The organism is Pseudomonas triticicola (genome assembly GCF_019145375.1).
In the GTDB taxonomy this organism is placed as follows: domain Bacteria; phylum Pseudomonadota; class Gammaproteobacteria; order Pseudomonadales; family Pseudomonadaceae; genus Aquipseudomonas; species Aquipseudomonas triticicola.
The window spans coordinates 4,047,570-4,069,597 of the sequence record NZ_JAHSTX010000001.1 but is presented as its reverse complement, the minus strand read 5'-3'; the positions used below and the strand labels follow the sequence as shown (position 1 = coordinate 4,069,597).

General features: G+C 60.6%; 19 protein-coding genes and 1 riboswitch. Of the genes, 13 read left to right on the top strand and 6 right to left on the bottom strand.

The genetic code is table 11. The annotated features are described in order from the left end of the window. Nucleotides 1-43: 43 nt before the first annotated feature. Nucleotides 44-844 carry a hypothetical protein gene (locus tag KVG85_RS17965; RefSeq protein ID WP_217864532.1) on the top strand — a complete coding sequence of 267 codons (801 nt, stop codon included), beginning with the start codon at nucleotides 44-46 and terminating at the stop codon, nucleotides 842-844. On the opposite strand, the gene KVG85_RS17960 is transcribed toward KVG85_RS17965, so the two are convergent. The 4 genes from KVG85_RS17960 to KVG85_RS17945 form a co-directional block, all read right to left on the bottom strand. Beyond that, nucleotides 841-1,806 carry a metal ABC transporter ATPase gene (locus KVG85_RS17960; protein ID WP_071174214.1) on the bottom strand — a complete coding sequence of 322 codons (966 nt, stop codon included), beginning with the start codon at nucleotides 1,804-1,806 and terminating at the stop codon, nucleotides 841-843. The genes KVG85_RS17965 and KVG85_RS17960 overlap by 4 nt on opposite strands. Before the next feature lie 32 nt (nucleotides 1,807-1,838). Further along, nucleotides 1,839-2,651, bottom strand: a complete 813-nt coding sequence (locus KVG85_RS17955) for an aldo/keto reductase (protein WP_217864531.1) — start codon at nucleotides 2,649-2,651, stop codon at nucleotides 1,839-1,841. Then, a complete protein-coding gene (locus KVG85_RS17950) occupies nucleotides 2,648-3,823 on the bottom strand; it encodes an NAD(P)/FAD-dependent oxidoreductase (RefSeq protein ID WP_217864530.1) in 1,176 nt (391 codons plus the stop codon). The genes KVG85_RS17955 and KVG85_RS17950 overlap by 4 nt, the downstream gene beginning before the upstream one ends. A 117-nt stretch (nucleotides 3,824-3,940) precedes the next feature. Further along, nucleotides 3,941-4,273 carry a DMT family transporter gene (locus KVG85_RS17945; protein WP_217864529.1) on the bottom strand — a complete coding sequence of 111 codons (333 nt, stop codon included), beginning with the start codon at nucleotides 4,271-4,273 and terminating at the stop codon, nucleotides 3,941-3,943. Between the two features lie 107 nt (nucleotides 4,274-4,380). Here KVG85_RS17945 and KVG85_RS17940 point away from each other — a divergent pair, with 107 nt between their 5' ends. The 3 genes from KVG85_RS17940 (at nucleotide 4,381) to KVG85_RS17930 (ending at nucleotide 9,440) form a co-directional block, all read left to right on the top strand. Further along, nucleotides 4,381-5,277 (top strand): LysR family transcriptional regulator, encoded by an 897-nt coding sequence (locus KVG85_RS17940; protein WP_073471658.1) that lies wholly within the window; start codon nucleotides 4,381-4,383, stop codon nucleotides 5,275-5,277. A gap of 11 nt (nucleotides 5,278-5,288) precedes the next feature. Next, a complete protein-coding gene (gene waaA / locus KVG85_RS17935) occupies nucleotides 5,289-6,569 on the top strand; it encodes a lipid IV(A) 3-deoxy-D-manno-octulosonic acid transferase (RefSeq protein ID WP_217864528.1) in 1,281 nt (426 codons plus the stop codon). 123 nt (nucleotides 6,570-6,692) lie between these two features. Beyond that, nucleotides 6,693-9,440: an RHS repeat domain-containing protein gene (locus KVG85_RS17930; protein ID WP_217864527.1), complete on the top strand. Its 2,748-nt coding sequence runs from the start codon at nucleotides 6,693-6,695 to the stop codon at nucleotides 9,438-9,440. Nucleotides 9,441-9,533: 93 nt separating this feature from the next. Here the strand turns inward: KVG85_RS17930 and KVG85_RS17925 are convergent, their stop codons facing one another. Continuing rightward, a complete protein-coding gene (locus tag KVG85_RS17925; protein ID WP_016771977.1) occupies nucleotides 9,534-10,967 on the bottom strand; it encodes a TolC family outer membrane protein in 1,434 nt (477 codons plus the stop codon). A 206-nt stretch (nucleotides 10,968-11,173) separates the two neighbouring features. Next, a riboswitch (TPP riboswitch) is annotated at nucleotides 11,174-11,279 on the top strand. 144 nt (nucleotides 11,280-11,423) lie between these two features. Between KVG85_RS17925 and thiC the strand changes: the two genes are divergently transcribed. Together thiC and cytX are read left to right on the top strand one after the other, a co-directional pair. Continuing rightward, nucleotides 11,424-13,313: a phosphomethylpyrimidine synthase ThiC gene (thiC, locus tag KVG85_RS17920; protein ID WP_130927047.1), complete on the top strand. Its 1,890-nt coding sequence runs from the start codon at nucleotides 11,424-11,426 to the stop codon at nucleotides 13,311-13,313. Between the two features lie 144 nt (nucleotides 13,314-13,457). After that, entirely contained in the window at nucleotides 13,458-14,750 is a 1,293-nt protein-coding gene (gene cytX / locus KVG85_RS17915; protein WP_217864526.1) for a putative hydroxymethylpyrimidine transporter CytX, read from the top strand. On the opposite strand, the gene KVG85_RS17910 is transcribed toward cytX, so the two are convergent. Further along, nucleotides 14,719-15,465: an RsiV family protein gene (locus KVG85_RS17910; RefSeq protein ID WP_024011343.1), complete on the bottom strand. Its 747-nt coding sequence runs from the start codon at nucleotides 15,463-15,465 to the stop codon at nucleotides 14,719-14,721. The two genes, cytX and KVG85_RS17910, sit on opposite strands and share 32 nt — an antisense overlap. A 227-nt stretch (nucleotides 15,466-15,692) precedes the next feature. Here KVG85_RS17910 and KVG85_RS17905 point away from each other — a divergent pair, with 227 nt between their 5' ends. The 7 genes from KVG85_RS17905 to KVG85_RS17875 all read left to right on the top strand — a co-directional run bounded on the left by KVG85_RS17905 (nucleotide 15,693) and on the right by KVG85_RS17875 (nucleotide 22,021). Next, nucleotides 15,693-16,310 (top strand): NUDIX domain-containing protein, encoded by a 618-nt coding sequence (locus KVG85_RS17905; RefSeq protein ID WP_024011344.1) that lies wholly within the window; start codon nucleotides 15,693-15,695, stop codon nucleotides 16,308-16,310. Further along, complete coding sequence (locus tag KVG85_RS17900; protein ID WP_016771972.1) at nucleotides 16,301-16,753, top strand: DUF1249 domain-containing protein; 453 nt, start codon at nucleotides 16,301-16,303, stop codon at nucleotides 16,751-16,753. Before KVG85_RS17905 ends, KVG85_RS17900 begins: the two co-directional genes overlap by 10 nt. Nucleotides 16,754-16,850: 97 nt before the next feature. Then, nucleotides 16,851-17,666 (top strand): 3',5'-cyclic-AMP phosphodiesterase, encoded by an 816-nt coding sequence (gene cpdA / locus KVG85_RS17895; protein WP_217864525.1) that lies wholly within the window; start codon nucleotides 16,851-16,853, stop codon nucleotides 17,664-17,666. A gap of 287 nt (nucleotides 17,667-17,953) precedes the next feature. Next, the gene (locus tag KVG85_RS17890) at nucleotides 17,954-18,562 is read left to right on the top strand and encodes a YqiA/YcfP family alpha/beta fold hydrolase (protein WP_217864524.1); all 609 of its coding nucleotides are present in this window, start codon (nucleotides 17,954-17,956) and stop codon (nucleotides 18,560-18,562) included. A 41-nt stretch (nucleotides 18,563-18,603) separates the two neighbouring features. Further along, a complete protein-coding gene (gene parE / locus KVG85_RS17885) occupies nucleotides 18,604-20,511 on the top strand; it encodes a DNA topoisomerase IV subunit B (RefSeq protein ID WP_024011346.1) in 1,908 nt (635 codons plus the stop codon). Then, nucleotides 20,511-21,500: an esterase-like activity of phytase family protein gene (locus tag KVG85_RS17880; protein WP_217864523.1), complete on the top strand. Its 990-nt coding sequence runs from the start codon at nucleotides 20,511-20,513 to the stop codon at nucleotides 21,498-21,500. Before parE ends, KVG85_RS17880 begins: the two co-directional genes overlap by 1 nt. Further along, complete coding sequence (locus tag KVG85_RS17875) at nucleotides 21,497-22,021, top strand: retropepsin-like aspartic protease family protein (protein ID WP_024011348.1); 525 nt, start codon at nucleotides 21,497-21,499, stop codon at nucleotides 22,019-22,021. Before KVG85_RS17880 ends, KVG85_RS17875 begins: the two co-directional genes overlap by 4 nt. The last annotated feature ends 7 nt before the right edge of the window (nucleotides 22,022-22,028 follow it).

Below are 22,028 nucleotides of genomic sequence, written 5' to 3'. Positions count from 1 at the left end.
AGGTGCCTGCCGGGCCGAATCATTTTTTCATAGGTGCAATCGAGTGTTGAAAATTGCCGTGGCGTTTTTCGGGATTCCGAGAAATTCGCCGATCTGCTTCCCTTCAATCGAACAGAACGTACTGGCGCAGTTGCCTGCGGGCAGCGAGGTGCGGTGCTTTTATCATCTGTATAAAGTCGATGAAGTGCAGAATTCGCGTTCCGGCGAGAGAGGCGAGCTGGCGGCTGACAACTATCAGCCCTTCGAATCCATGAGCGGCGCGTTGACCTCGACCGAAGGCGTGCTGGAGCGCTGGGATTTCGAGCGGGTCAAGGCACAGGGTGACACCTGGGCCGATGACTATGCATCGCTGCGTAACCTGATCTATCAGTTGAACTCCTTGCATACGGTCACCAGCGAGATCGAGTCATTCGATCCCGACTTCGTGGTGTTTGTGCGGCCGGACAATTTCTTCCACACCGCGCTGCCAGGCTACCTGTTCAACCACGCCGAGGCGCGGCGGCACCATGTTTATATCCCGGACTGGCAGTGGTGGGGCGGCCTGAATGACCGTTTTGCCGTGTGCGGGCGCGATACCTACGTTGCGTACGGCAAGCGCATTGAACGTATCTTCGATTTCTGCAAGGCGACCGGCCGCAAGCTGCACTCCGAGCGCTTGCTCAAATACGCCCTGCTTGAGGCAGGCGCCAAGGTCTGCACATTGCCGATCCAGGCCTCCCGCGTGCGCATCACCGGCGCATTTGCCGAAGAGTCGTTCTCCCCCAAGCGTGGCATGGGCAAGCGCGAAAACCGCTACTTCCACTTCTTCGCGACACTGCGCACCTGGTGGGATCGCCGGCGCTAGCGGCTCGCGCGTTTCCTGCCCAGCCCGACCAGGCGCAGTGCCTTGATGCTCAACTGCTTGAGGCCGGTGCGTGGCGCTTTCGCCGGTGTCAGACCCTGTTGCACCAGCCAGTCCTTCCAGCGAATGCGTTCGTCGTGCACGACCCAGCCTTGTTGCGTAGCGAAGCTCTCGGCCAGGTGAATGCCGCGAGTGCTGGCCGGTATCAGCTTGTCGCGTTTGAGGGTGAACAGCTCGGCGGTGGGTGCGCCGTCCTTGAGCGGCATCAAATACAGGTCAGGACGTTTTCGGTCGAGGCGCGCGACCAACTGATCTCCTTCCAAGCGTTCATCGACATGAAACAAGCTCAGCGATTTGGCTTCCCTGGGCACTTCCAAGCGCAAATCGTAGATCAATTGCAGCGACGCGGTTGGTAGATGCACATATGCCCGTGGCCGCTCCAGCAGTTGCAGGTTGGCGCAGCGCACCGGCCGTGCCGAACCGGACAGCGGTGTCAGGCGAAACGGCAGCGCTTCGCGGTAATGCAGCGCGGCGGAGTAGGGCGCGGGCAGCCAGGTGTCATTGAAACGCCCGCCGAGCCAGCCTTCCGGGGTTTCCAGCAGGCACTCTTCGGCAATTTCCTGAATCGCCGTGTGCAGCGGAATATTCAATTCGTGGGCCGGCACGTAGCCGGAAATCAGCTTCAGCACCACGTCGCCGCGATCCTGGCGACGCTGGCGTACCAGCACCCAGTAATCGCGATTCTGCCAATGCAGGGTCAGGCGCACGGACACGCCGAGGTTGGCCAGCTCCAGAGCAAAGCGTTCGCTGTCGGCAACGCTGACCGGTTTGCGCCGTTGGAGGGTCTGGGCGAAGTTCAGCGGCATGCCGACGCTCTGATAGCTCAGGCCTTCGGGCGTGGCTTCGACGAACAGCGGCAGCGTCTTGAAGTTGCTCGGGTTCTTGCGGATGAGCGTGCGCGGCATATCGGCTCCTGGCTTAAGGCCGCGGGGCGGCGTCAGTGACTACGCAGGACCTGGGCAACGGTCGCTACGTTATGGGCGAGGTGCAGCGGATTGATCGTGCCGACAATAGCACTGGCGACGCCGGGCTGAGTGAACAGCAATTCGAAGCTGGCGCGCACCGGATCGACTCCCGGGCTCAGACAGACATGACCGCTGGCCAAGGCTTTTTTCACCAGAATGGCTTTGCCGTGGGCAGCAGCATAGTCAATGACTGCCTTTTCGTTTTGTTCGTTCAGATTGTAGGTGACCATCGCGCAGTCGCCGTGCTCCAGCGCTTTCAAGCCGCCTTCGACGGTTTTGCCGGAAAACCCGAAGCCGCGAATCTTGCCCTCGGCCTTCAGCGCCGCGAGGGTGGCGTAGACCTCTTCGTGCTCGAGGATGGCCATGTCGTTGCCGTCCGAGTGCACGAGGACCAGATCGATAAAATCCGTTTCCAGACGTTGCAGGCTGCGTTCGACCGACATTCGCGTGTGCGCAGCGCTGAAGTCGTGGCGCGACAGGCCATCGGCAAACTCCTCGCCGACCTTGCTGACGATCACCCAGTCCTGACGCTGGCCGCGCAGCAGCGGGCCTAGGCGTTCTTCGCTGCGACCATAAGCCGGTGCGGTGTCGATCAGGTTGATGCCCAGATCCCGCGCTTGGCGCAGCAGCATGCGCGCTTCGTCATCGCCGGGAATCTGAAAGCCGTTGGGGTATTTCACCCCTTGATCGCGGCCGAGTTTGACCGTACCCAGGCCCAGCGGCGAAACCGACAGGCCGGTGCTGCCCAGCGGGCGATGCAGTTCGTGCAGAGTGGCGATGGTCATGGCAGCAGTTGCTCCCACGCGGGTACACCGAGCGGCGGTTTCGGCAGCGGCGGCAGCGGTTCAGTCGCCTGCGGCTGGATGCCGTCGCGTTGCAACGAAGCGATGACGCGGTCGGCGAAGTCTGGCGCCAGTGCCAGTTTGGTCGGCCAGCCGACGAGCAAGCGACCTTCCTCGGCGAGGAACGCGTTGTCCGGACGGGTCAGGCCGGTTTGCAGCGGCTCGGCGCGATCGACGCGCAGGGTCGCCCATCGCGTGGTGCTGAGGTCGATCCACGGCAGCAGCTGGGCGATTTCCTTCTGTGCGGTGGCAATCTGTTCGGCCGGCTCGCGAGCCACGCCTTCGCTTTCGGCAATGTCACCGCCCATGTACCAGACCCACTGACCATCAGCCGCCGGGTGCGTGGTCACGGTGATGCGCGGCTTGGTGCCGCCGCCCAGGCAGTGCGCGTACAACGGTTTCAAGCCGGGGCCCTTGGCGAGGATCATGTGCAGGGGGCGGCGCTGCATGGCCGGACGACTGAGGCCCAAGGCTTCAAGCAGTTCGGCCGTGCCGGCGCCAGCACTGAGGACGATGCGCTGGGCGCGGATCTCCCGCCCATCGACTTTCAGGCCGACCAGCACACCGGCTTCCAGCAGCGGCTCGATCACCTTACCGGCGAGCAGACCGTCACCGGCCAGCTCGGCCAGGCGCTGGATCAGGCTCGGGACATCCACTACCAGTTCGGCGAGGCGATAGACCTTGCCCTTGAAGCGCTTGTCTTGCAGGGCCGGCGGCAGTTCATCGCCCTTGACCTGATCGACCCGGCCACGCACAGCTTTACTGGCGAAGAAACTGGTGAGGTTGCCGGCCAAAGTGCCTGGCGACCACAGGTAATGGGCTTCGGACAGCAGGCGAACGCCGGACAGATCCAGCTCGCCATTACCGGCCAGCGCCTCGCGCCAGCGTCGCGGCATGTCGGCGATGGCTTCCGAGGCGCCGGTCAGCGCGCCATGCAGCGCGTACTTGGCGCCGCCATGGATGATGCCTTGAGATTTGACACTCTGCCCGCCACCGAGGCTGGCGCTTTCCACCAGCACGGTCGAAAAACCCTGACCGCGCAGGCGCGCATTCAGCCAGAGGCCGGCGACACCAGCGCCGACAATCAGAACGTCGGTGGAAATAACGGATGGCATGCAGCGACCTCGGAGCTTGAAGAAGCCGCAAGTTTCAAGCTTCAAGCTGCAAGCTGCAACCCGGACCAGCAAATCAGCAATGCTTGCGGCTTGCCGCTTGAAGCTTGCTGCTGCTTTTTAATGCCCGGCAGTTTTCGAAAACAGCTGAATCACGACGACCCCCAGCACGATCAACGCCATCCCCAGCATCGCCGGTACGTCGAGTTTCTGCCCGTAGATGAACAGTGCCGCGACACTGACCATGACAATGCCCATCCCCGCCCAGACAGCGTAGGCAACGCCCACCGGTACGGTGCGCACCACCAGCGTCAGCATCCAGAATGCGATCCCGTAGCCGACAATCACCAGAATCAGCGGCAGCGGCGTGCTGAAGCCCTTGACCGCTTTCATCGAAACGGTGGCGACCACTTCGGCGCAGATGGCGATGGCCAGATAGACGTAGGCGTTCATGGTTTGATCCTCAAATAAATCATCGCTTGCTGGAGTGACATTCTAGGGATTGCTCAGATGGGGTAAAGTCATTACCTATCTGTTCTATAGATGGGTTGGTAGCAAGCATGCAATGGAATCTCGATCAGCTGCGGGTATTTGTCGATGTCGCTGAACAGCGGTCTTTCTCCGCCGTGGCGCGTCGACAACGCAAGGCGCAATCGGCGATCAGCAGTGCTGTTGCGATGCTCGAAGAGGATTTGGGCGTGAGCCTGTTCGAACGCAGCAGCGGTCGGCAGCCGATGCTCACCGAGGCGGGCGCGGCATTGCTGGAAGAGGCACGGGAAGTGTTGCGCCAGTGCGAGCGCCTCAACGGCAGGGCCATGGCGATGCTGCGCGGCCAGGAGGCGCAGTTGCGGGTGGCCCAGGACGAGGCGATGCCCTATCAGGCGCTGGTGGAAAGTTTCGGCGAACTGGCCGAGCAGTTTCCCAGCCTAGAAGTGCAACTGACCAGCGCCGCCCAAGGCGAAGTCGCGCGCAAACTGGTCGAACGTCGCGCCGACCTCGGCCTGCTGTTCTATCACGATGAAATCCCCGAAGCCCTTGAGCGGCGCGTACTGGGTCGAGTGGAAATGGTCACGGTCTGCGGTGTCAATCATCCGCTGGCGCAGCAGGCCTACGTGACCTGCCAGCAACTGGCGCAGCACCGGCAATTGCTGATGTCGACGCAGACCAGCGTCTATCCCGGCAATGAGCCGGCCAGCCCGCAGGTGTGGCGCGCCGACAGTTTTTATGTGATGTCCGAATGGCTGGTGCGCGATCTCGGTTGGGCGTGGTTGCCGCGCCACGTTGTGCAGTACTCAGCGTATCAGGGCCAAATGGTTGAACTCGACAGCGAATGGACGCCGCCGGCGTTGGTGGTGGAACTGGTCTGGCGTCGCGACGAACCGCTCGGCCCGGCCGCGCGCTGGCTGGCAGAACGTTTTGCCGTGCACTTGCGGGCGATCGGAGACAAAAGCCGATAAACTCCGCCGCCATGAATAGAACTCTCTACACCGCGCTGTTTTACCTGGGGCTGCCATTGGTGGCGATTCGGCTGTGGCTGCGCGCACGCAAGGCGCCGGCGTATGCCAAACGGATTGGCGAGCGCTTTACTCTTGGCATGCCGACCTTGCAGCCCGGCGGCATCTGGGTGCACGCGGTGTCGGTGGGCGAAAGCATTGCAGCCGCGCCGATGATTCGCGCGCTGCTGGAGCGCTATCCGGCGCTGCCGATCACCGTGACCTGCATGACCCCGACCGGTTCGGAGCGGATTCAGGCACTGTTCGCCAACGAGGCGCGCATTCAACACTGCTATCTGCCGTATGACTTGCCTTGTGCGGCGGCGCGTTTTCTTGATCGCGTCCAGCCCAGGCTCGCAGTGATCATGGAAACCGAGCTGTGGCCCAACCATATTCATCAATGTGCCAGGCGCGGGATTCCGGTGGCGCTGGCCAATGGACGGTTGTCGCAGCGTTCCGCCAAAGGCTATGGCCGCTTCAGCAAACTCACCGCGCCTATGCTCGCGGAGATGAGTTTGCTGGCCGTGCAGACCGAAGCCGAGGCCCAGCGCTTCCGCGATCTCGGCGCGCGTTCGGAAACCGTTGAAGTCACCGGTTCGATCAAGTTCGACCTGACCATCGACCCGAAACTGTTGCAGCGTGCAGCCCATCTGCGTAGTCAGTGGCAGGCAGAGGATCGCCCGGTATGGGTCGCCGCCAGCACTCACGAAGGCGAAGACGAAGTGGTGCTCGACGCCCATCGTCGCCTGTTGGCCAATCATCCGGATGCATTGTTGATTCTGGTACCGCGTCATCCCGAGCGCTTCAATTCGGTGTTCGAGCTGTGCCAGCGCGAAGGCTTTGCCACGGTACGTCGCTCGACCGGGGCTAATGTCGATGCGCAGACGCGCGTGCTGCTCGGCGACACCATGGGCGAGTTGCTGTTTCTCTATGCCCTGGCCGACAGCGCGTTTGTCGGCGGCAGTCTGGTGCCGAACGGCGGGCACAACCTGCTCGAACCCGCCGCTCTGGCGAAACCGGTACTCAGCGGCCCACACCTGTTCAACTTCCTCGACATTGCCGCGCAACTGCGCGAAGCCGGGGCGTTGGCCGAAGTGGATGATGCCGAAGGCCTCGCAATCGAGGTGCAGCGCTTGTTCGAACTGCCGCGTGATGCGCAACGCATGGCCGAGGCCGGGCTGGCGGTGATGCGCCGTAATCAGGGCGCGTTGCAGCGGCTGCTGGATGGCTTGGGCAGATTGATCAAGTATCCATGACTGCGAGGCAAAACAGGTAGATCACATCACAAACCGGCCTGAAGTACACCTGTTACTTCTTACAGTATCGGGTCTGCAAGAAAGCGTTCAGTCTTTCCCTCAAATGAAAGAGAACCTTGAGTCATGAGCGTTCAGGCTTCTTCTGTCACCCCCACGTTATCGGTCATGGATTCCCGCAGACTGGCTGTCCGCAGGGTGTCTTATTACCTGCATCCGGATATACCGGATATTGAGCCACGCATTACCCGGCAAGTGCTCGATGGTATGGGGCGTGAGGTGCAATCATGGGACCCGCGTTTGTGGGGGACTGCACCGAAGCCAAACATAGAGACAGTCTATAGTTTGAGCGCCCAGGCGTTATTGACCGACAGTGTTGATGCGGGTTGGCAATTGAAGTTGTTGAATGACGTTGGCTCGCTTCATTTACTTTGGGACGGCCGGGGCAGTCAGCGTCAAGTTGAGTACGACGATCAGCAGCGCCCGGTAGCGATGACGGAGCATGCTGCTGATGAGCTTCCCAAAGTGGTCGAGCGGTTGCTCTACGGTGCTTCCATTGCAGAGCACAATCAGTGCGGTCGTTTGATTCGCCATGATGATCCCGCTGGCTCTCAAACCATCGAAGAATATGGTCTAGCGGGTGATGTGCTAGTTGACAGCAGGCGCTTTCTCATCGATCTCGAAATACCGGACTGGCCAGTCGAAACAGATGCTAAAGAAGAATGGCTGGAGACGCAGGAGTTCGTCACGCGCCATACCGTTGGCCCCACTGGCGAAGCCCATCGCCAAACCGACGCGAAGGGCAATGTTCGAAGGTTTTGTTACGACGTATCAGGCCAGTTGGTTGAAACATGGCTGCTACGGGTGGGTGGAACCCAGCAACCACAACTACTGGTTGGTAACATCCGCTACAACGGACAGGGCCGGATTGAAAGTGAAACCACTGGTAATGGCCTGACAAGCCAAGCCAGATACTCGGCGGAAGATGGCAGCCTGATCAGGCTGGTCGCCAGAGTCGGAAACAAGAAACCCTTGCTGGATCTGAATTACGTCTACGATCCGGTGGGCAATGTCATCGAGCAGGCAGACACGTCCCAGGACGTCAGTCATTTCAATAATCAGCGCGTTGAGCCGATTAATCGATATCGTTACGACAGCCTGTATCAACTCGTCGAAGCTCGGGGGTGGGAAGTCAGTCAGCCGAGTCACGGCCCGGGTTTGCCTGCCCTGCTCCCCCTGCCGTTGGATCCCAACCAGCGTCGTAATTACACTCGGAGTTTCGATTACGATCGTGCAGGTAACCTGCTCGCGCGCCACCAAAATGGTACACCGGGGTTCTCGATGTTTACCTCGACGCTCAGCAACCGCAGCCTCGCTCAACGAGATGATGGGTCGCTGCCGGGTGAGTCCGATGTAGCCTCTGCTTTCGATGCCTGCGGCAATCAACGGCAATTGCAGCGTGGTCAAGACATGATCTGGGACTGTCGAAATCAGTTGCGCATGGTGACGTTGGTCGCGCGCGGGGGCGAGGCCGACGATGATGAGTGCTATGTCTACGACCATCCTGGCCATCGGATACGTAAAACAAGAATTGCCCGAAGTAGCGGCCGGACTCTGCATTGCGACGTGCGTTATCTCCCGGGGCTGGAGATCCACCGCGAGAGTGATGGCGTAGAGCGCCATGTCATCAGCATCGAGGCCGGGCGCAGCCAGATACGAGCGCTACATTGGCCGGGTGCTCCGCAAAGCGATCAGTTGCGTTACAACCTCAGCGATCATCTTGGTTCCAGTACTTTGGAACTGGACCACGAGGCTGGTGTATTGACTCGCGAACACTATTACCCCTTTGGCGGCACGGCGTGCTGGGCGGCGCGAAGTTCGTTGGTGGCGCAGTACAAATCCATCCGTTATTCGGGAAAGGAGCGGGATAAGACCGGACTTTATTACTACGGTTATCGGTATTACGCACCATGGTTACATCGCTGGATAACGGCAGATCCTGCCAGCGATATAGACGGACTGAATGTCTATATGTTTTGCGCCAATAACCCTTTAACTTATCTAGACGTATCGGGGTTGGCCAAATATAAGGGCAAGGGTGATGCGATCGAGAAATTTAGAGGAAGTATGGGAGGCGTGATTGCTGCGCGAGGTTTGAAAGAAATAAAGAAGTTATCTCCGGAAAAAGGTCAGCGTCTGGAAAATAACCTGCAACTTATCCCCAAGGCGACCGCAGAAGCGATTCGCATGTTAAAGGAAGAAAATGTTGATTGGGTTTATCAAAATTTCACTTCACGAATCTTTGGCTCCCACTCAAGCCCGCAGGCGCTACGCGAGCAACTATTAAGCGTGCTTGTGCCATTGAAGGCAACGGCTGACAAGTACGCGGGTGGCAGGTCAGAACGACTGGTTTTGGCGGCGCCAGGCGGGAATCTGGGAAACACGGCAAATACCCACCCGGAAGATCCCAGAAAACGTTTATTTCTAAGTGATGAAGCCCTGGATCTGTCGCCGGTCAATCTTGTGACCACGATTGTGCACGAGTCATCGCATCGCTTGAACAAACCGACTCACGATTTCATGTATTACGCTCTGGATTTTGTGTTGACTGCTGATGATCCTGATCGTTCAAACTCTATAGTCGACAGGATCTCCAGTGGTCTGGAGAATAAATATTTGGCAGAAACGGCAATGGCGAAGCTTACTAATGATGTGCGCAAAGAGTTTTTTGCAGATATGGATGTTCAAGCGGTTACCGAAAAACTAAATGCTGACCCTGGGTTTTTGCAAAAAACCTTACTGTCGAATGCGGACTCTTACGCGCTGTTGGTGAAGTCGATGTCATATCCGTTGTTCAAGAATAACAATGTCTGAAAGACACTTCCGTTGCCCTGCGTAATCTTAAGCCAACCGGAGCGTCCACAGACTATCTCTGTAGAGGCTCCGGCACGCTGCGATCTTTAGCTTTTAAGGCCGCGCCTTGAGCTGCGCTTCAGCCGCCGACGCCAGATCCGGCGGCAGGAAGTCCTTGTCCGGGTTGTAATCGGCTTTCAGATAGCGCCGCAGATCTTCCAGGTCACCCGGGTTCAGCGTCCCCGCCGCCTGCTTCAGGCGCAGGTTGTCGAGGATGTAGTCGTAGCGGGTGTTGTTGTAGTTGCGCACCGAGGTGTACAGCTGGCGCTGCGCGTCGAGCACGTCGACGATGTTGCGCGTGCCGACCTGATAGCCGATTTCCGTGGCTTCCACTGCGCTCTGGTTGGAGATGATCGACTGGCGGCGCGCCTGCACCTGCTCGACGTCGGTGTTCACCGCGCGGTGCAGATTGCGAGTGTTTTCCACCACTTGCCGGCGCAGCGATTCGCGCTGCTGTTCGCTCTGATCCAGTTGCGCATAGGACTGACGCACTTGCGAACTGGTCAGCCCGCCGCTGTAGATCGGGATGTTCAGTTGCAGGCCCAGGGTGCTCTGCTCGACGTTGCCGCCATAAGGCGCGCCGAAGGAGTTGGGGTTGGCGAAGCCGAGGGCATCGTTGTCGCCTTTCTCGTATTTCGCCACGGCGTCGAGGGTCGGCAAGTGGCCGGCCTTGCGCTGCTTGAGCGTCTGCTCGGCGGAGCTGACCGCGTAGTTGCTGGCGAGCAGATTGAGGTTCTGCCGCGCCGCCGTGTCGACCCAGGATTTCGCATCGTTGGGTGCCGGCGGCAGGATCGGCAGCGTATGGACGATGCCCTGAATCGAGTTGTACTGACGGTTGGTCAGGGTGATCAACGCCTGGAACGCATCATCGACCTGACGCTGGGCGACGATGCGGTTGGCTCGCGCGGTGTCGTAACTGGCTTGCGATTGCAGCACGTCGGTCTTGTCCGAGAGGCCGACATCGAAGCGCTCATTGGACTGATCGAGCTGACGTTTGAACGCCGCTTCTTCAGCTTTGGTCGAGGCCAGATTGTCCTGGCTGCGCAGCACGTTGAAGTAGCTTTCAGCGCTCTGCAGGATCAGGTTCTGTTCGGTCGCCGACAGTTGCAGCGCGGCCTGTTCGTTGACGTCCTTGGCTGCTTGATACTGGAACCAGCGATCGGCGCGGAACAGCGGCTGCGCGAGGGTCGCCTGATAGGAATGCGCGCTGCGGTTGGCGATGGCTGAAGGCTGGTCGATCGAGGTGCGCACGTCAGCAACTTCGGCGCCACCGGACAGGTTCGGCAACAGACCGGCGCGGGCCTGCGGCACCACTTCTTTCTGCGCGCCATACTGGGCGCGGGCCGCCGCGAGGTCGGCGTTGTTGTCGACCGCTTCCTGATAGACGCTGACCAGATCGGTTTTGGTCGACAAGGGTGCTTCCGCTGCCCAGGCCATTGTGTTGGACGCACAGGACACGGCAACAGCCAATGAAAGTTTGCGCAGCATGAGGCGATCCCTAGCATGAATATTATGGAAGTAATCCGGGCGCCAAAGGTAAGGCGCAGCCCGCACAGCGTCAAGGCTGAGCCAGGCCAAGCGAGTGTAGTTGCGCATTGCTCCGGCAACAATCGGGCAAGCCTGGGTATTTACGCCATTCATCATGGCCTTCGCTGCGGTGTTGGCGTTCCTCGGCTGTTGTGTCTAGACTGGCCGGGTTCTTGTCGGGGTGCCTTGCTATGAGGCTGAGATCGAATAATTTCGGATCCCGTTGAACCTGATCAGGTTAGCGCCTGCGTAGGGAACAAGATTTCTCGTCACCCGGCGAGTCCTCTTGTGCTTCGTCCGGGATATTGTTCGACAATCGAACGCCATGACGAATGCACAGCACCGGTCCTGGTGCGTCCGTGCCTTTCAGGTTCTGCTCCGACAATCCACTGCTGGATGCTGTCTGGAGAGCCCGTGATGACAACAAAAGAAAAAAACGCGATCAACCTGAGTGACTCGGCCAAGGTCGACGAGCAATCGGTCAAGCCGTTCACCCGTTCGCAAAAAGTCTACGTTCAGGGCTCGCGCCCGGACATTCGCGTACCGATGCGCGAAATCAGCCTCGATGTAACCCCGACCGATTTCGGCGGCGAGATCAACGCCCCGGTCACGGTCTACGACACCTCTGGCCCGTACACCGATCCGAACGTGGTCATCGATGTGCGCAAAGGTCTGGCCGATGTGCGCTCAGCGTGGATCGATGACCGTGGCGATACCGAGCGCCTGCCGGGCCTGAGTTCGAACTTCGGTCAGCAGCGTCTGGCCGATGCCGAACTGACCAAACTGCGCTTTGCCCACGTCAACAACCCGCGCCGGGCCAAGGCCGGGGCCAACGTCAGCCAGATGCACTACGCGCGCAAAGGCATCATCACCGCCGAGATGGAATACGTCGCCATCCGCGAAAACATGAAGCTGCAAGAGGCCCGCGCGGCCGGCCTGCTCAAGCAGCAACATGCCGGCCACAGCTTCGGCGCAAGCATTCCGCAAGAAATCACCGCGGAATTCGTCCGCGAAGAAATCGCTCGCGGCCGCGCGATCATTCCCGCCAACATCAACCACGTCGAACTGGAACCGATGATCATCGGCCGTAACTTCCTGGTGAAGATCAACGGCAACATCGGCAACAGCGCCCTGGGTTCTTCGATCGAAGAAGAAGTGGCGAAACTGACCTGGGGCATTCGCTGGGGCTCGGACACGGTGATGGACCTGTCCACCGGCAAACACATTCACGAAACCCGCGAGTGGATCATCCGCAACTCGCCGGTGCCGATCGGTACCGTGCCGATCTATCAGGCGCTGGAGAAGGTCAATGGCGTTGCTGAAGACCTGACCTGGGAGCTGTTCCGCGACACCCTGATCGAACAGGCCGAGCAGGGCGTCGACTATTTCACCATCCACGCCGGCGTGTTGCTGCGCTACGTGCCGCTGACCGCCAAACGCGTGACCGGCATCGTTTCCCGTGGCGGTTCGATCATGGCCAAGTGGTGCCTGGCGCACCACAAAGAGAACTTCCTCTACACCCACTTCGACGAAATCTGCGAAATTATGAAGGCCTACGACGTCAGCTTCTCGCTGGGCGATGGCCTGCGGCCGGGCTCGATTGCCGACGCAAACGACGAAGCACAATTCGGCGAACTGGAAACCCTCGGCGAGCTGACCAAGATTGCCTGGAAGCACGACGTGCAATGCATGATCGAAGGCCCGGGCCACGTGCCGATGCAGTTGATCAAAGAGAACATGGACAAGCAGCTCGAATGCTGCGACGAGGCGCCGTTCTACACCCTCGGCCCGCTGACTACCGACATTGCGCCGGGCTATGACCACATCACTTCCGGTATCGGCGCGGCGATGATCGGCTGGTTCGGTTGCGCGATGCTCTGCTACGTGACGCCGAAGGAGCACTTGGGCCTGCCGAACAAGGATGACGTGAAAACCGGGATCATCACTTACAAGATCGCCGCGCATGCGGCGGACTTGGCCAAGGGACACCCGGGCGCGCAGATTCGTGATAACGCACTGAGCAAGGCGCGTTTCGAATTCCGCTGGGAAGACCAGTTCAACCTCGGCCTGGACCCGGACACCGCGCGCTCCTATCACGACGAAACCCTGCCGAAGGACTCGGCCAAGGTCGCGCATTTCTGCTCGATGTGCGGACCGAAATTCTGCTCGATGAAAATCACCCAGGAAGTCCGCGAGTATGCGGCCAACCAGCGCATCGACGCGGTCGATGTGGACGTCGCCAAGGGGCTAGCTGAGCAGGCCGAGCGGTTCAAACAGGAAGGCAGTCAGCTGTACAAGAAAGTCTAGTCACAAGCTGCAAGCTGCAAGCGGCAAGCGGCAAGCGGCAAGCGGCAAGCTGCAAGATTAGAAGCAGTCCGCGTACCGCTTTTAACTTGCGGCTTGCAGCTTGCAGCTTGCAGCTTTTTCCTGCTCCTCTTTGAGATAACACCCTTGAGCATTCAACCCGGCACTTATTCTCCCGACCTCGCCGTCCCCGCTGAAAAGCGTGTCTTCGGCGGTCGCGATCTGTTTTCCCTGTGGTTCTCCCTCGGCATCGGCCTGATGGTTTTGCAGACCGGCGCATTGCTCGCGCCGGGCTTGGGCCTGTCCGGTTCTTTGCTGGCTATCTTCCTTGGCACGCTGGTGGGCGTGCTGCTGCTCGCAGCGGTCGGTGTGATCGGCAGCGACACCGGCCTTTCGTCGATGGCGGCGCTGAAGCTCAGCCTCGGCAGCAAAGGCGCGAGCCTGCCGGCGCTGCTCAATCTGCTGCAACTGATCGGCTGGGGCTCGTTCGAAATCATCGTCATGCGCGATGCCGCCAGCCTGCTCGGCACCCGCGCCTTCAGCGAAGGTTCGCTGTGGGCCAATCCGATGCTGTGGACGCTGTTTTTCGGCGCACTGGCGACCTTGCTCGCGGTGAGCGGGCCGTTGACGTTCGTGCGGCAGATTCTGCGCAAGTGGGGCATCTGGCTGTTGCTCGCAGCGTGCCTGTGGCTGACCTGGAACCTGTTCGCCAAAGCCGACCTCGCGGCGCTGTGGGCGCGCGCCGGTGACGGTTCGATGCCGTTCGCGGTGGGCTTCGACATTGCCATCGCCATGCCGCTGTCGTGGCTGCCGTTGATTGCCGACTATTCGCGTTTCGGCAAACGCGCAAAGAATGTTTTCGGTGGCACGGCTGTGGGTTTCTTCATCGGCAACTTCTGGCTGATGAGCCTTGGTGTGGCCTACACCCTGGCGTTTGCGCCGAGCGGTGAAGTCAACGCGCTGTTGCTGGCACTGGCTGGCGCCGGTCTGGGCATTCCGCTGTTGCTGATTCTGCTCGACGAGTCGGAAAACGCTTTTGCCGATATTCATTCGGCAGCGGTCTCGAGCGGGATCCTGTTGCGTCTGAAAGTCGAGCATCTGGCCTTGGCCATCGGCGTGATCTGCACGCTGATCGCACTGCTGGCGCCATTGGCGCAGTACCAGAATTTCCTGCTGTTGATCGGCTCGGTGTTCGCGCCGCTGTTCGGCGTGGTGCTGGTGGATCACTTCATCCTGCGCAAGCGCAGTGCTCAGGTCGCCTCAGCCGCATTGCGCTGGCCGGCGTTGCTGGCGTGGCTGGGCGGGGTGAGCACCTACCACTTGCTGGCGAATCTGTATCCGTATGTCGGCGCAACCCTGCCGGCGCTGGTGCTGGCAGGGCTGTTGCGGTTAGTGCTGGGCCGGGCCTTCAGTTACGGCCGGGAAACAGCTCAGGCTTGAGAATGCCGTTCAGGCGCGGATAAGGGATCTTCAGTTCGACGTGGCCCAGCGCATAGGGCGCGATGGTGGTCACGTCGTACTTGAGGATCACGCCACCGTAGGTCAGCGCCACGTGCGGGGTTTTCACGAACGGCCAGTTCGCGACGAATTCCGCCTCCTGATCGAGCTTGGTGCTGATCAGCCAACTGTTGTGCGCCACTTGCGCGGCTTTCCAGAATGCCTCTTCCTGACCCGGCAGCAGCATGTCGGAGAGATTCAACACCTTGTGCTGCTGGCGCGAATAGTTGATGAAACCGCGACCCGGCGTGCCGTGGGCGCCGCCGGTATCGAGGTAGCTCGACAGCTCGATGATCACCAGTCCGTCATGCTGCTCGCGTACTTTCGCTTGCAGATAGCTGCTGTTGCGCGGGCCGGCGCTGGCGAGGAACTGCTCGCGGTAGGCGGCCAGGGTTGGCGCGACCGGTGCGTTCTTCTCGGTGCGGGTCATTTGCAGCAGACGTTTTTCGATGATGCCGTCCAGTGCCGGCTCATCCGGGAAGCGCAGGGTGTCGATGTTCACCAGCGGGCAATCGGCGTTGGAACAGCCGGGTTTGAGTTGTTCCGAGGCGTCGCGGGTGGTTTCCAGCGGCGTGCGATAGTTGGGCTGGAACAGGCTGGCACAGGCGCCCAGAGTCAGGGCAATAGCGGCCACAGAGGCAATTTTGAAAAGCGACATGGGCGTCCTTTCGAAAGCAGGGGAAGGCAAAAAGATACCGCTTCGACTCTCAACGGAGCAGTCAGTTCGCCACTAAGCTGATTAGAGTGTCTTTCAGCTTCACCGTCCATCCCGCTGACGGTAAAGGGGCTGCATCAAACGGTGCGGGCGCGTTAGGATGGCGCGAAGTCGAGGTTGCCGGTTGTACACGGAAACCCCGTAAAGGATATGCAGTAAAGAGGATGATCATGACTGACTTTGCCAACGCCATTCCGACCGCCGTGGATATCGTGCGGCGCGAAAAATGCTACGAGGGCTTCTACAAGCTCGACCGTGTGCACTTGCGCCATGAGCTGTTCGCCGGGGGCATGAGCCGCGAGATCAACCGGGAAATCTTCGTGCGCCACGATGCCGTGTGCGTCCTGCCTTACGATCCGCAGCGCGATGAAGTGGTGCTGATCGAGCAGTTTCGTGTCGGCGCCATGGGCAAGGCCGACAACCCGTGGCTGGTCGAACTGGTCGCCGGTCTGATCGACAAGGATGAGCAACCGGAAGAAGTTGCTCACCGCGAGGCGCAGGAGGAAGCTGGGCTGGACATCAAGGCGTTGTGGCCGATGACCAAGTACTTTCCCTCGCCGGGTGGCAGCAACGAATTCGTGCATTTGTATCTGGGGCGGTGCAGCACCGACGGTGTCGGCGGTCTGCACGGGCTGGAAGAAGAGGCCGAAGACATTCGCGTAACGGTCTGGGCCTTTGAAGATGCCTTGCAGGCCGTGCGTGACGGTCGGATTGCCAACGCGGCGAGCATCATCGCCTTGCAGTGGCTGGCGCTGAACCGCGCCGAAGTGAGGGGGCTATGGTCGTAAACAAGCTGCGCGATCGTTATCGGGTTGACCTCGTGGGGCTGCAAGCCGCCTGCGAGGCCAACTACGCGCGCCTGATGCGACTGCTGCCGGACATGCGCAACGAACCCGAGGCGCGGCGTATCGCTGTGACCCAGGGCGAGCAGATGCTCGGCGTGCTCGCCCTCGAAGTGCTGCAGACCTGCCCGTACACCACGACCTTGCAGGTACGCCAGGAGCACAGCCTGCCATGGTTGCCGGTGCCGCAACTGGAAGTGCAGGTCTACCACGACGCGCGCATGGCCGAAGTGGTCAGCGCCGAGCATGCACGACGCTTTCGCGGCATCTATCCTTATCCGAACGCCGCCATGCACCAGCCCGATGAAAAGGCCCAGCTCAATGTGTTTCTGGGCGAATGGCTGAGTCATTGCCTGGCGTTGGGGCACGAGTACGAAGTCGTTCGCTAGTTGTGAACTGCGTCCGCTTCGGCGGTTTCCCCTTTGTGTCATCCCCCAGCATAATTGTCGCACCCATCCATTGCGTGCTTAGCCCCGGGAGAGCGCCTTGCCCAGCGTATCGACAATTACCAGCGCCGACCCGGCGCTGCTGGTGCAGTTGTCCGACAGCCACCTGTTCGCTCAAGCGCACAGCAAGCTGCTGGGCATGAAGACCCGCGAAAGCCTGCAACAGGTCATCGACCTGGTGTTGGCGCAACAGGCGCAGATCGATCTGCTGCTGGCCACTGGCGATATTTCCCAGGACGGCACGCTGGAGTCGTATCAGGCCTTCCGCCAGATGAGCGCGCAGATCAAGGCACCGGCGCGCTGGTTACCCGGCAATCACGACGAACCGATGGTCATGGCCGAGGCGGCGGTGCAGAGCACCTTGCTCGAATCGGTAGTCGATATCGGCAATTGGCGGGTGACCATGCTCGATTCAGCGGTGCCGGGTTCGGTGCCGGGCTATCTGCAGGATGATCAGTTGCAACTGCTCGCCCGCGCGCTGAGCGAGGCGCCGGAGCGTCATCATCTGGTGTGCCTGCATCATCATCCGGTGTCGATCGGCTGCGCGTGGATGGAGCCGATTGGCTTGCGTAACCCGGAAGCGTTCTTTGAAGTGCTGGATCGCTTCCCGCAGGTTCGCGCGGTGCTGTGGGGGCATGTGCATCAGGAAATCGATCGCGACCGCAATGGCGTGCGCTTGATGGCCTCGCCCTCGACGTGCATCCAGTTCGAGCCGGGGAGTGCGGATTTCAAGGTGGGCGAGCAGGCTCCGGGGTATCGCTGGCTGCGGTTGTTGCCGGACGGGAAATTGGAAACGGGCGTCGAAAGAGTCACCGACTTCGAGTTCACAGTCGATTACGGCTCCAACGGTTACTGAACTGACAATCAAAGACCCTCACCCCAGCCCTCTCCCAGAGGGAGAGGGCTGGGGTGAGGGTCTTTGGCTGTGCATCGACCTGAAACAGCGAATCGATTATGGATTCGCAGCAAAACGTTCAGGTCGGTGTAGCTCTCGAATATCCCCCAGTCGGTTCCCTCTCCCTCCGGGAGAGGGCTAGGGTGAGGGCAGCTTGTGCTGTCACACCAATTTATTGAACCCACCCCCAATCCCGGTCCTTCTCCCTGTAAACTCCGCTATCTTTCGCCGACAGCCAGGGAGCTCAAATGTCCGGTTCGATCCTCTATATCCACGGTTTCAACAGCGCGCCGGCCTCGAAGAAGGCCTGTCAGCTGGTCGCGGTCATGGAGCGGCTGGGTTTGAGCGGGCAATTGCGCGTGCCGGCGCTGCATCACCATCCGCGCGAAGCCATCGGTCAGCTCGAGCAGGCAATCGCCGAGCTGGGCCGGCCGTTGCTGGTGGGAAGTTCGCTCGGCGGCTACTATGCGACTCACCTGGCCGAGCGCCATGGCCTGAAAGTCCTGCTGGTCAACCCGGCGGTCAGCCCGCACCGGATGTTCGATGGTTATCTGGGCACGCAGAAGAACCTCTACACCGATGAAACCTGGGAACTGACCCACGACCACGTCACGGCGCTGGCCGAACTGGAAGTGCCGCCACCGCAGGATCCGCAGCGTTATCAGGTCTGGTTGCAAACCGGCGACGAAACGCTGGATTATCGCCTCGCCCAACAGTATTACCGCGCCTGTGCCTTGCGCATCCAGGCTGGCGGCGACCACAGTTTTCAGGGCTTTGCCGGGCAATTGCCGGCGTTGCTGAGTTTTGCCGGCATGGCTGCCGATATGTATCAGGCAATCGATTTCACCACGCTGTGAAGTCTTGCCCCTCTTTCATGAATGACTGACGACGAGACCTTATGGCCACTCCCAGCGCTAGTTCTTATAACGCCGACGCCATCGAAGTCCTCTCGGGCCTCGACCCGGTGCGCAAACGCCCCGGCATGTACACCGACACCAGTCGGCCGAACCACCTCGCCCAGGAAGTCATCGACAACAGCGTCGACGAAGCCCTGGCCGGCCACGCCAAATCGGTGCAGGTCATCCTGCACGCCGACCATTCGCTGGAAGTCAGCGACGACGGCCGTGGCATGCCGGTGGACATTCACCCGGAAGAGGGTGTCTCCGGCGTCGAACTGATCCTCACCAAGCTGCACGCGGGCGGCAAGTTCTCCAACAAGAACTACCAGTTCTCCGGCGGTCTGCACGGGGTGGGTATTTCCGTGGTCAACGCGCTGTCGACCGAAGTGCGCGTGCGGGTCAAACGTGACGGCAACGAATACCAGATGACCTTCAAGGACGGCTTCAAGGCCTCCGAGCTGGAAATCGTCGGCACTGTCGGCAAGCGCAACACCGGCACCAGCGTGTACTTCGCGCCGGACCCGAAATACTTCGACTCACCGAAATTTTCCATCAGCCGCCTCAAGCACGTGCTCAAGGCCAAGGCTGTGTTGTGCCCGGGGCTGCTGGTCAGCTTCGAAGACAAAGGCACCGGCGAGAAAGTCGAGTGGCATTACGAAGACGGCCTGCGCTCTTATCTGGTCGATGCGGTCAGCGAATTCGAACGTCTGCCGAACGAGCCGTTCTGCGGCGCTTTCGCCGGTAATAAAGAAGCGGTCGACTGGGCACTGCTGTGGCTGCCGGAAGGTGGCGACGCGGTGCAGGAAAGCTACGTCAACCTGATCCCGACCGCGCAGGGCGGCACGCACGTCAACGGTCTGCGTCAGGGCCTGCTCGATGCGATGCGCGAATTCTGCGAGTTCCGCAGCCTGCTGCCGCGCGGCGTGAAGCTGGCGCCGGAAGACGTCTGGGAGCGCATCGCTTTCGTCTTGTCGATGAAAATGCAGGAACCGCAATTCTCCGGCCAGACCAAAGAGCGTCTGTCTTCCCGTGAAGCAGCGGCGTTTGTCTCCGGTGTGGTGAAAGACGCTTTCAGCCTGTGGCTCAATGCCAACCCGGAAACCGGTCTGGCCCTGGCCGAACTGGCGATCAATAACGCCGGTCGTCGCCTCAAGGCGAGCAAGAAAGTCGAGCGCAAACGCGTCACCCAAGGTCCGGCGCTGCCAGGCAAACTGGCTGACTGCGCCGGGCAGGACCCGATGCGTTCCGAACTGTTCCTGGTCGAGGGTGACTCCGCCGGCGGTTCGGCCAAGCAAGCGCGGGACAAGGAATTCCAGGCGATCCTGCCGTTGCGCGGCAAGATCCTCAACACCTGGGAAGTCGACGGCAGCGAAGTGCTCGCCAGCCAGGAAGTGCACAACATCGCCGTGGCCATCGGCGTCGATCCGGGCGCGGCGGACATGAGCCAGCTGCGCTACGGCAAGATCTGCATCCTCGCCGACGCCGACTCCGACGGTCTGCACATTGCGACTTTGCTGTGCGCGCTGTTCGTCCAGCACTTCCGCCCGTTGGTGGATGCCGGTCACGTCTACGTGGCGATGCCGCCGCTGTACCGCATCGACCTCGGCAAAGAAATCTACTACGCCCTCGACGAGGCCGAGCGCGACGGTATTCTCGATCGCCTGGTCGCCGAGAAGAAACGCGGCAAGCCGCAGGTCACCCGATTCAAGGGTCTGGGCGAAATGAACCCGCCGCAACTGCGTGAAACCACCATGGACCCGAACACTCGGCGTCTGGTGCAGTTGACGCTGGGCGAAGACTTCGCCGAAACCTCGGAAATGATGGACATGCTGCTGGCGAAGAAACGCGCCGGCGACCGCAAATCCTGGCTGGAATCCAAAGGCAACCTCGCCGAGGTGCTGGCCTGATGCAGTTTGGCTGGGCCTTGGCGGGTGCGTTGCTGCTGAGTGCGCTGAGCGTGTCGGCCGAGCCGCTGCAACAATTGCGGCTGCTTTCCGAACACCCGGTCGAAGGCATGCGCGGCGGTAACCTGTCGGGGCTGGCCAGGTGCGGCAATGAGCTGTGGACGGTTTCCGATCGCGATGACGAGCAGATCTATCGGCTCGATACCCGCGATCCGGTCTGGCAGGCGCAAACCGTGCACATCGACGTGCCGCCTGTGCCGGAGAGCGGCTTGCCGTGGGGCTTGAGTTCGCGCACCTGGGCGGCGTCGTTCATTCGCGGTGGCGATCTGGATTTCGAGGGCATCAGTTGCGACAGCGTAGGCAATCGCTACATCGTCAGTGAAGCCCATGCGGCGGTGTTGCAGGTGCCGGTCAGCGGCCCGGCGAACTGGCTGAAAATCTCGCCGCTGCTGGTTCGCGAAGCGCGGGCGAGCGGCCTGCTGCTCAAGTTCAATTCGATCTTCGAGGGCCTGGCGATCAACCCGGCCGGTGATCAGATATGGCTGGCCGCCGAACGGCAAAAACGTGGTTTGCTGCTGATCAAACGCCAGCAGACGGTGTGGGATTGTGACGGTCGCTGCGTGCTGCTCAGTGAGGGCGGCAAGGAGATGCAGCCGCCACAGTTTCCCAAGGCGAAAGCGGTTCATCGCGACTTTTCCGACATTTCCTTGTTCAACGGCAAGCTGTTTACCCTTGAACGCAACGCTTATCAGATCTGCCGTCGCGATGCGCAGACGGCCAAGGTCGAGCAGTGCTGGTCGTATGCCGGCGAACTGTTGCAGGAAAAACGTCGCTACTCGCAGAACTACGGACTGGAGGAAGCGCTGATCATTGATGCCGAAGGTGCGTGGATCGGCGTCGACAACAATTTTGGCCCGCGTGCCGATGGCGAAGTCCGCCCGGTGGTCTGGCGCTTTGCCGCGCCGGACGGTGGCTGGAGTGCCAGGCCATGAGCCAGCAGCCACCGGGCAAGCGTGCCGGTCGGGTGTTGATGATCCTCGCCTGGTGCGCGGCGCTGTTTCTCGCGACGCGGTTTTTCGGTCAGTGGGAACAGCGCCAGCAGAATCCGAACATAGTGGTCACGTCGGAGCAGGGCGAAGGATTTATCGAAGTGAAACTGGCGAGCAATGCCCAAGGGCATTTTGTCGCCAGCGGCCAGATCAACGGCGAGCCGGTCGAGTTCATGCTCGACACCGGCGCCACCGATGTGGCGATCCCGGCGGATCTGGCCAAGCGTTTGAAGCTGCAAGAAGGTTTCGGCGTGACCCTGAGCACGGCCAATGGCCTGAGCCAGGGCTATCGAACGAAGATTGCCCGCCTGCAATTGGGCGACATCGTCCTGCGCGATGTCCGCGCACTGGTGGCGCCGGGGCTGCATGGCGATCAGGTGCTGCTCGGCATGAGCGCCCTGAACAGACTTGAATTTACCCAGCGCGGTGGCACCATGCTGCTGCGCCAGACAACGAACCGATGAGGCCCGC

Excerpts from the sequence above, each read along its gene's own strand:
- KVG85_RS17960 (WP_071174214.1), bottom strand. The coding sequence starts at position 1,806 with ATGCCGCGCACGCTCATCCGCAAGAACCCGAGCAACTTCAAGACGCTG.
- KVG85_RS17955 (WP_217864531.1), bottom strand. The coding sequence starts at position 2,651 with ATGACCATCGCCACTCTGCACGAACTGCATCGCCCGCTGGGCAGCACC.
- KVG85_RS17950 (WP_217864530.1), bottom strand. The coding sequence starts at position 3,823 with ATGCCATCCGTTATTTCCACCGACGTTCTGATTGTCGGCGCTGGTGTC.
- KVG85_RS17945 (WP_217864529.1), bottom strand. The coding sequence starts at position 4,273 with ATGAACGCCTACGTCTATCTGGCCATCGCCATCTGCGCCGAAGTGGTC.
- KVG85_RS17940 (WP_073471658.1), top strand. The coding sequence starts at position 4,381 with ATGCAATGGAATCTCGATCAGCTGCGGGTATTTGTCGATGTCGCTGAA.
- waaA (WP_217864528.1), top strand. The coding sequence starts at position 5,289 with ATGAATAGAACTCTCTACACCGCGCTGTTTTACCTGGGGCTGCCATTG.
- KVG85_RS17930 (WP_217864527.1), top strand. The coding sequence starts at position 6,693 with ATGAGCGTTCAGGCTTCTTCTGTCACCCCCACGTTATCGGTCATGGAT.
- KVG85_RS17925 (WP_016771977.1), bottom strand. The coding sequence starts at position 10,967 with ATGCTGCGCAAACTTTCATTGGCTGTTGCCGTGTCCTGTGCGTCCAAC.
- thiC (WP_130927047.1), top strand. The coding sequence starts at position 11,424 with ATGACAACAAAAGAAAAAAACGCGATCAACCTGAGTGACTCGGCCAAG.
- KVG85_RS17910 (WP_024011343.1), bottom strand. The coding sequence starts at position 15,465 with ATGTCGCTTTTCAAAATTGCCTCTGTGGCCGCTATTGCCCTGACTCTG.
- KVG85_RS17905 (WP_024011344.1), top strand. The coding sequence starts at position 15,693 with ATGACTGACTTTGCCAACGCCATTCCGACCGCCGTGGATATCGTGCGG.
- KVG85_RS17900 (WP_016771972.1), top strand. The coding sequence starts at position 16,301 with ATGGTCGTAAACAAGCTGCGCGATCGTTATCGGGTTGACCTCGTGGGG.
- KVG85_RS17890 (WP_217864524.1), top strand. The coding sequence starts at position 17,954 with ATGTCCGGTTCGATCCTCTATATCCACGGTTTCAACAGCGCGCCGGCC.
- parE (WP_024011346.1), top strand. The coding sequence starts at position 18,604 with ATGGCCACTCCCAGCGCTAGTTCTTATAACGCCGACGCCATCGAAGTC.
- KVG85_RS17880 (WP_217864523.1), top strand. The coding sequence starts at position 20,511 with ATGCAGTTTGGCTGGGCCTTGGCGGGTGCGTTGCTGCTGAGTGCGCTG.
- KVG85_RS17875 (WP_024011348.1), top strand. The coding sequence starts at position 21,497 with ATGAGCCAGCAGCCACCGGGCAAGCGTGCCGGTCGGGTGTTGATGATC.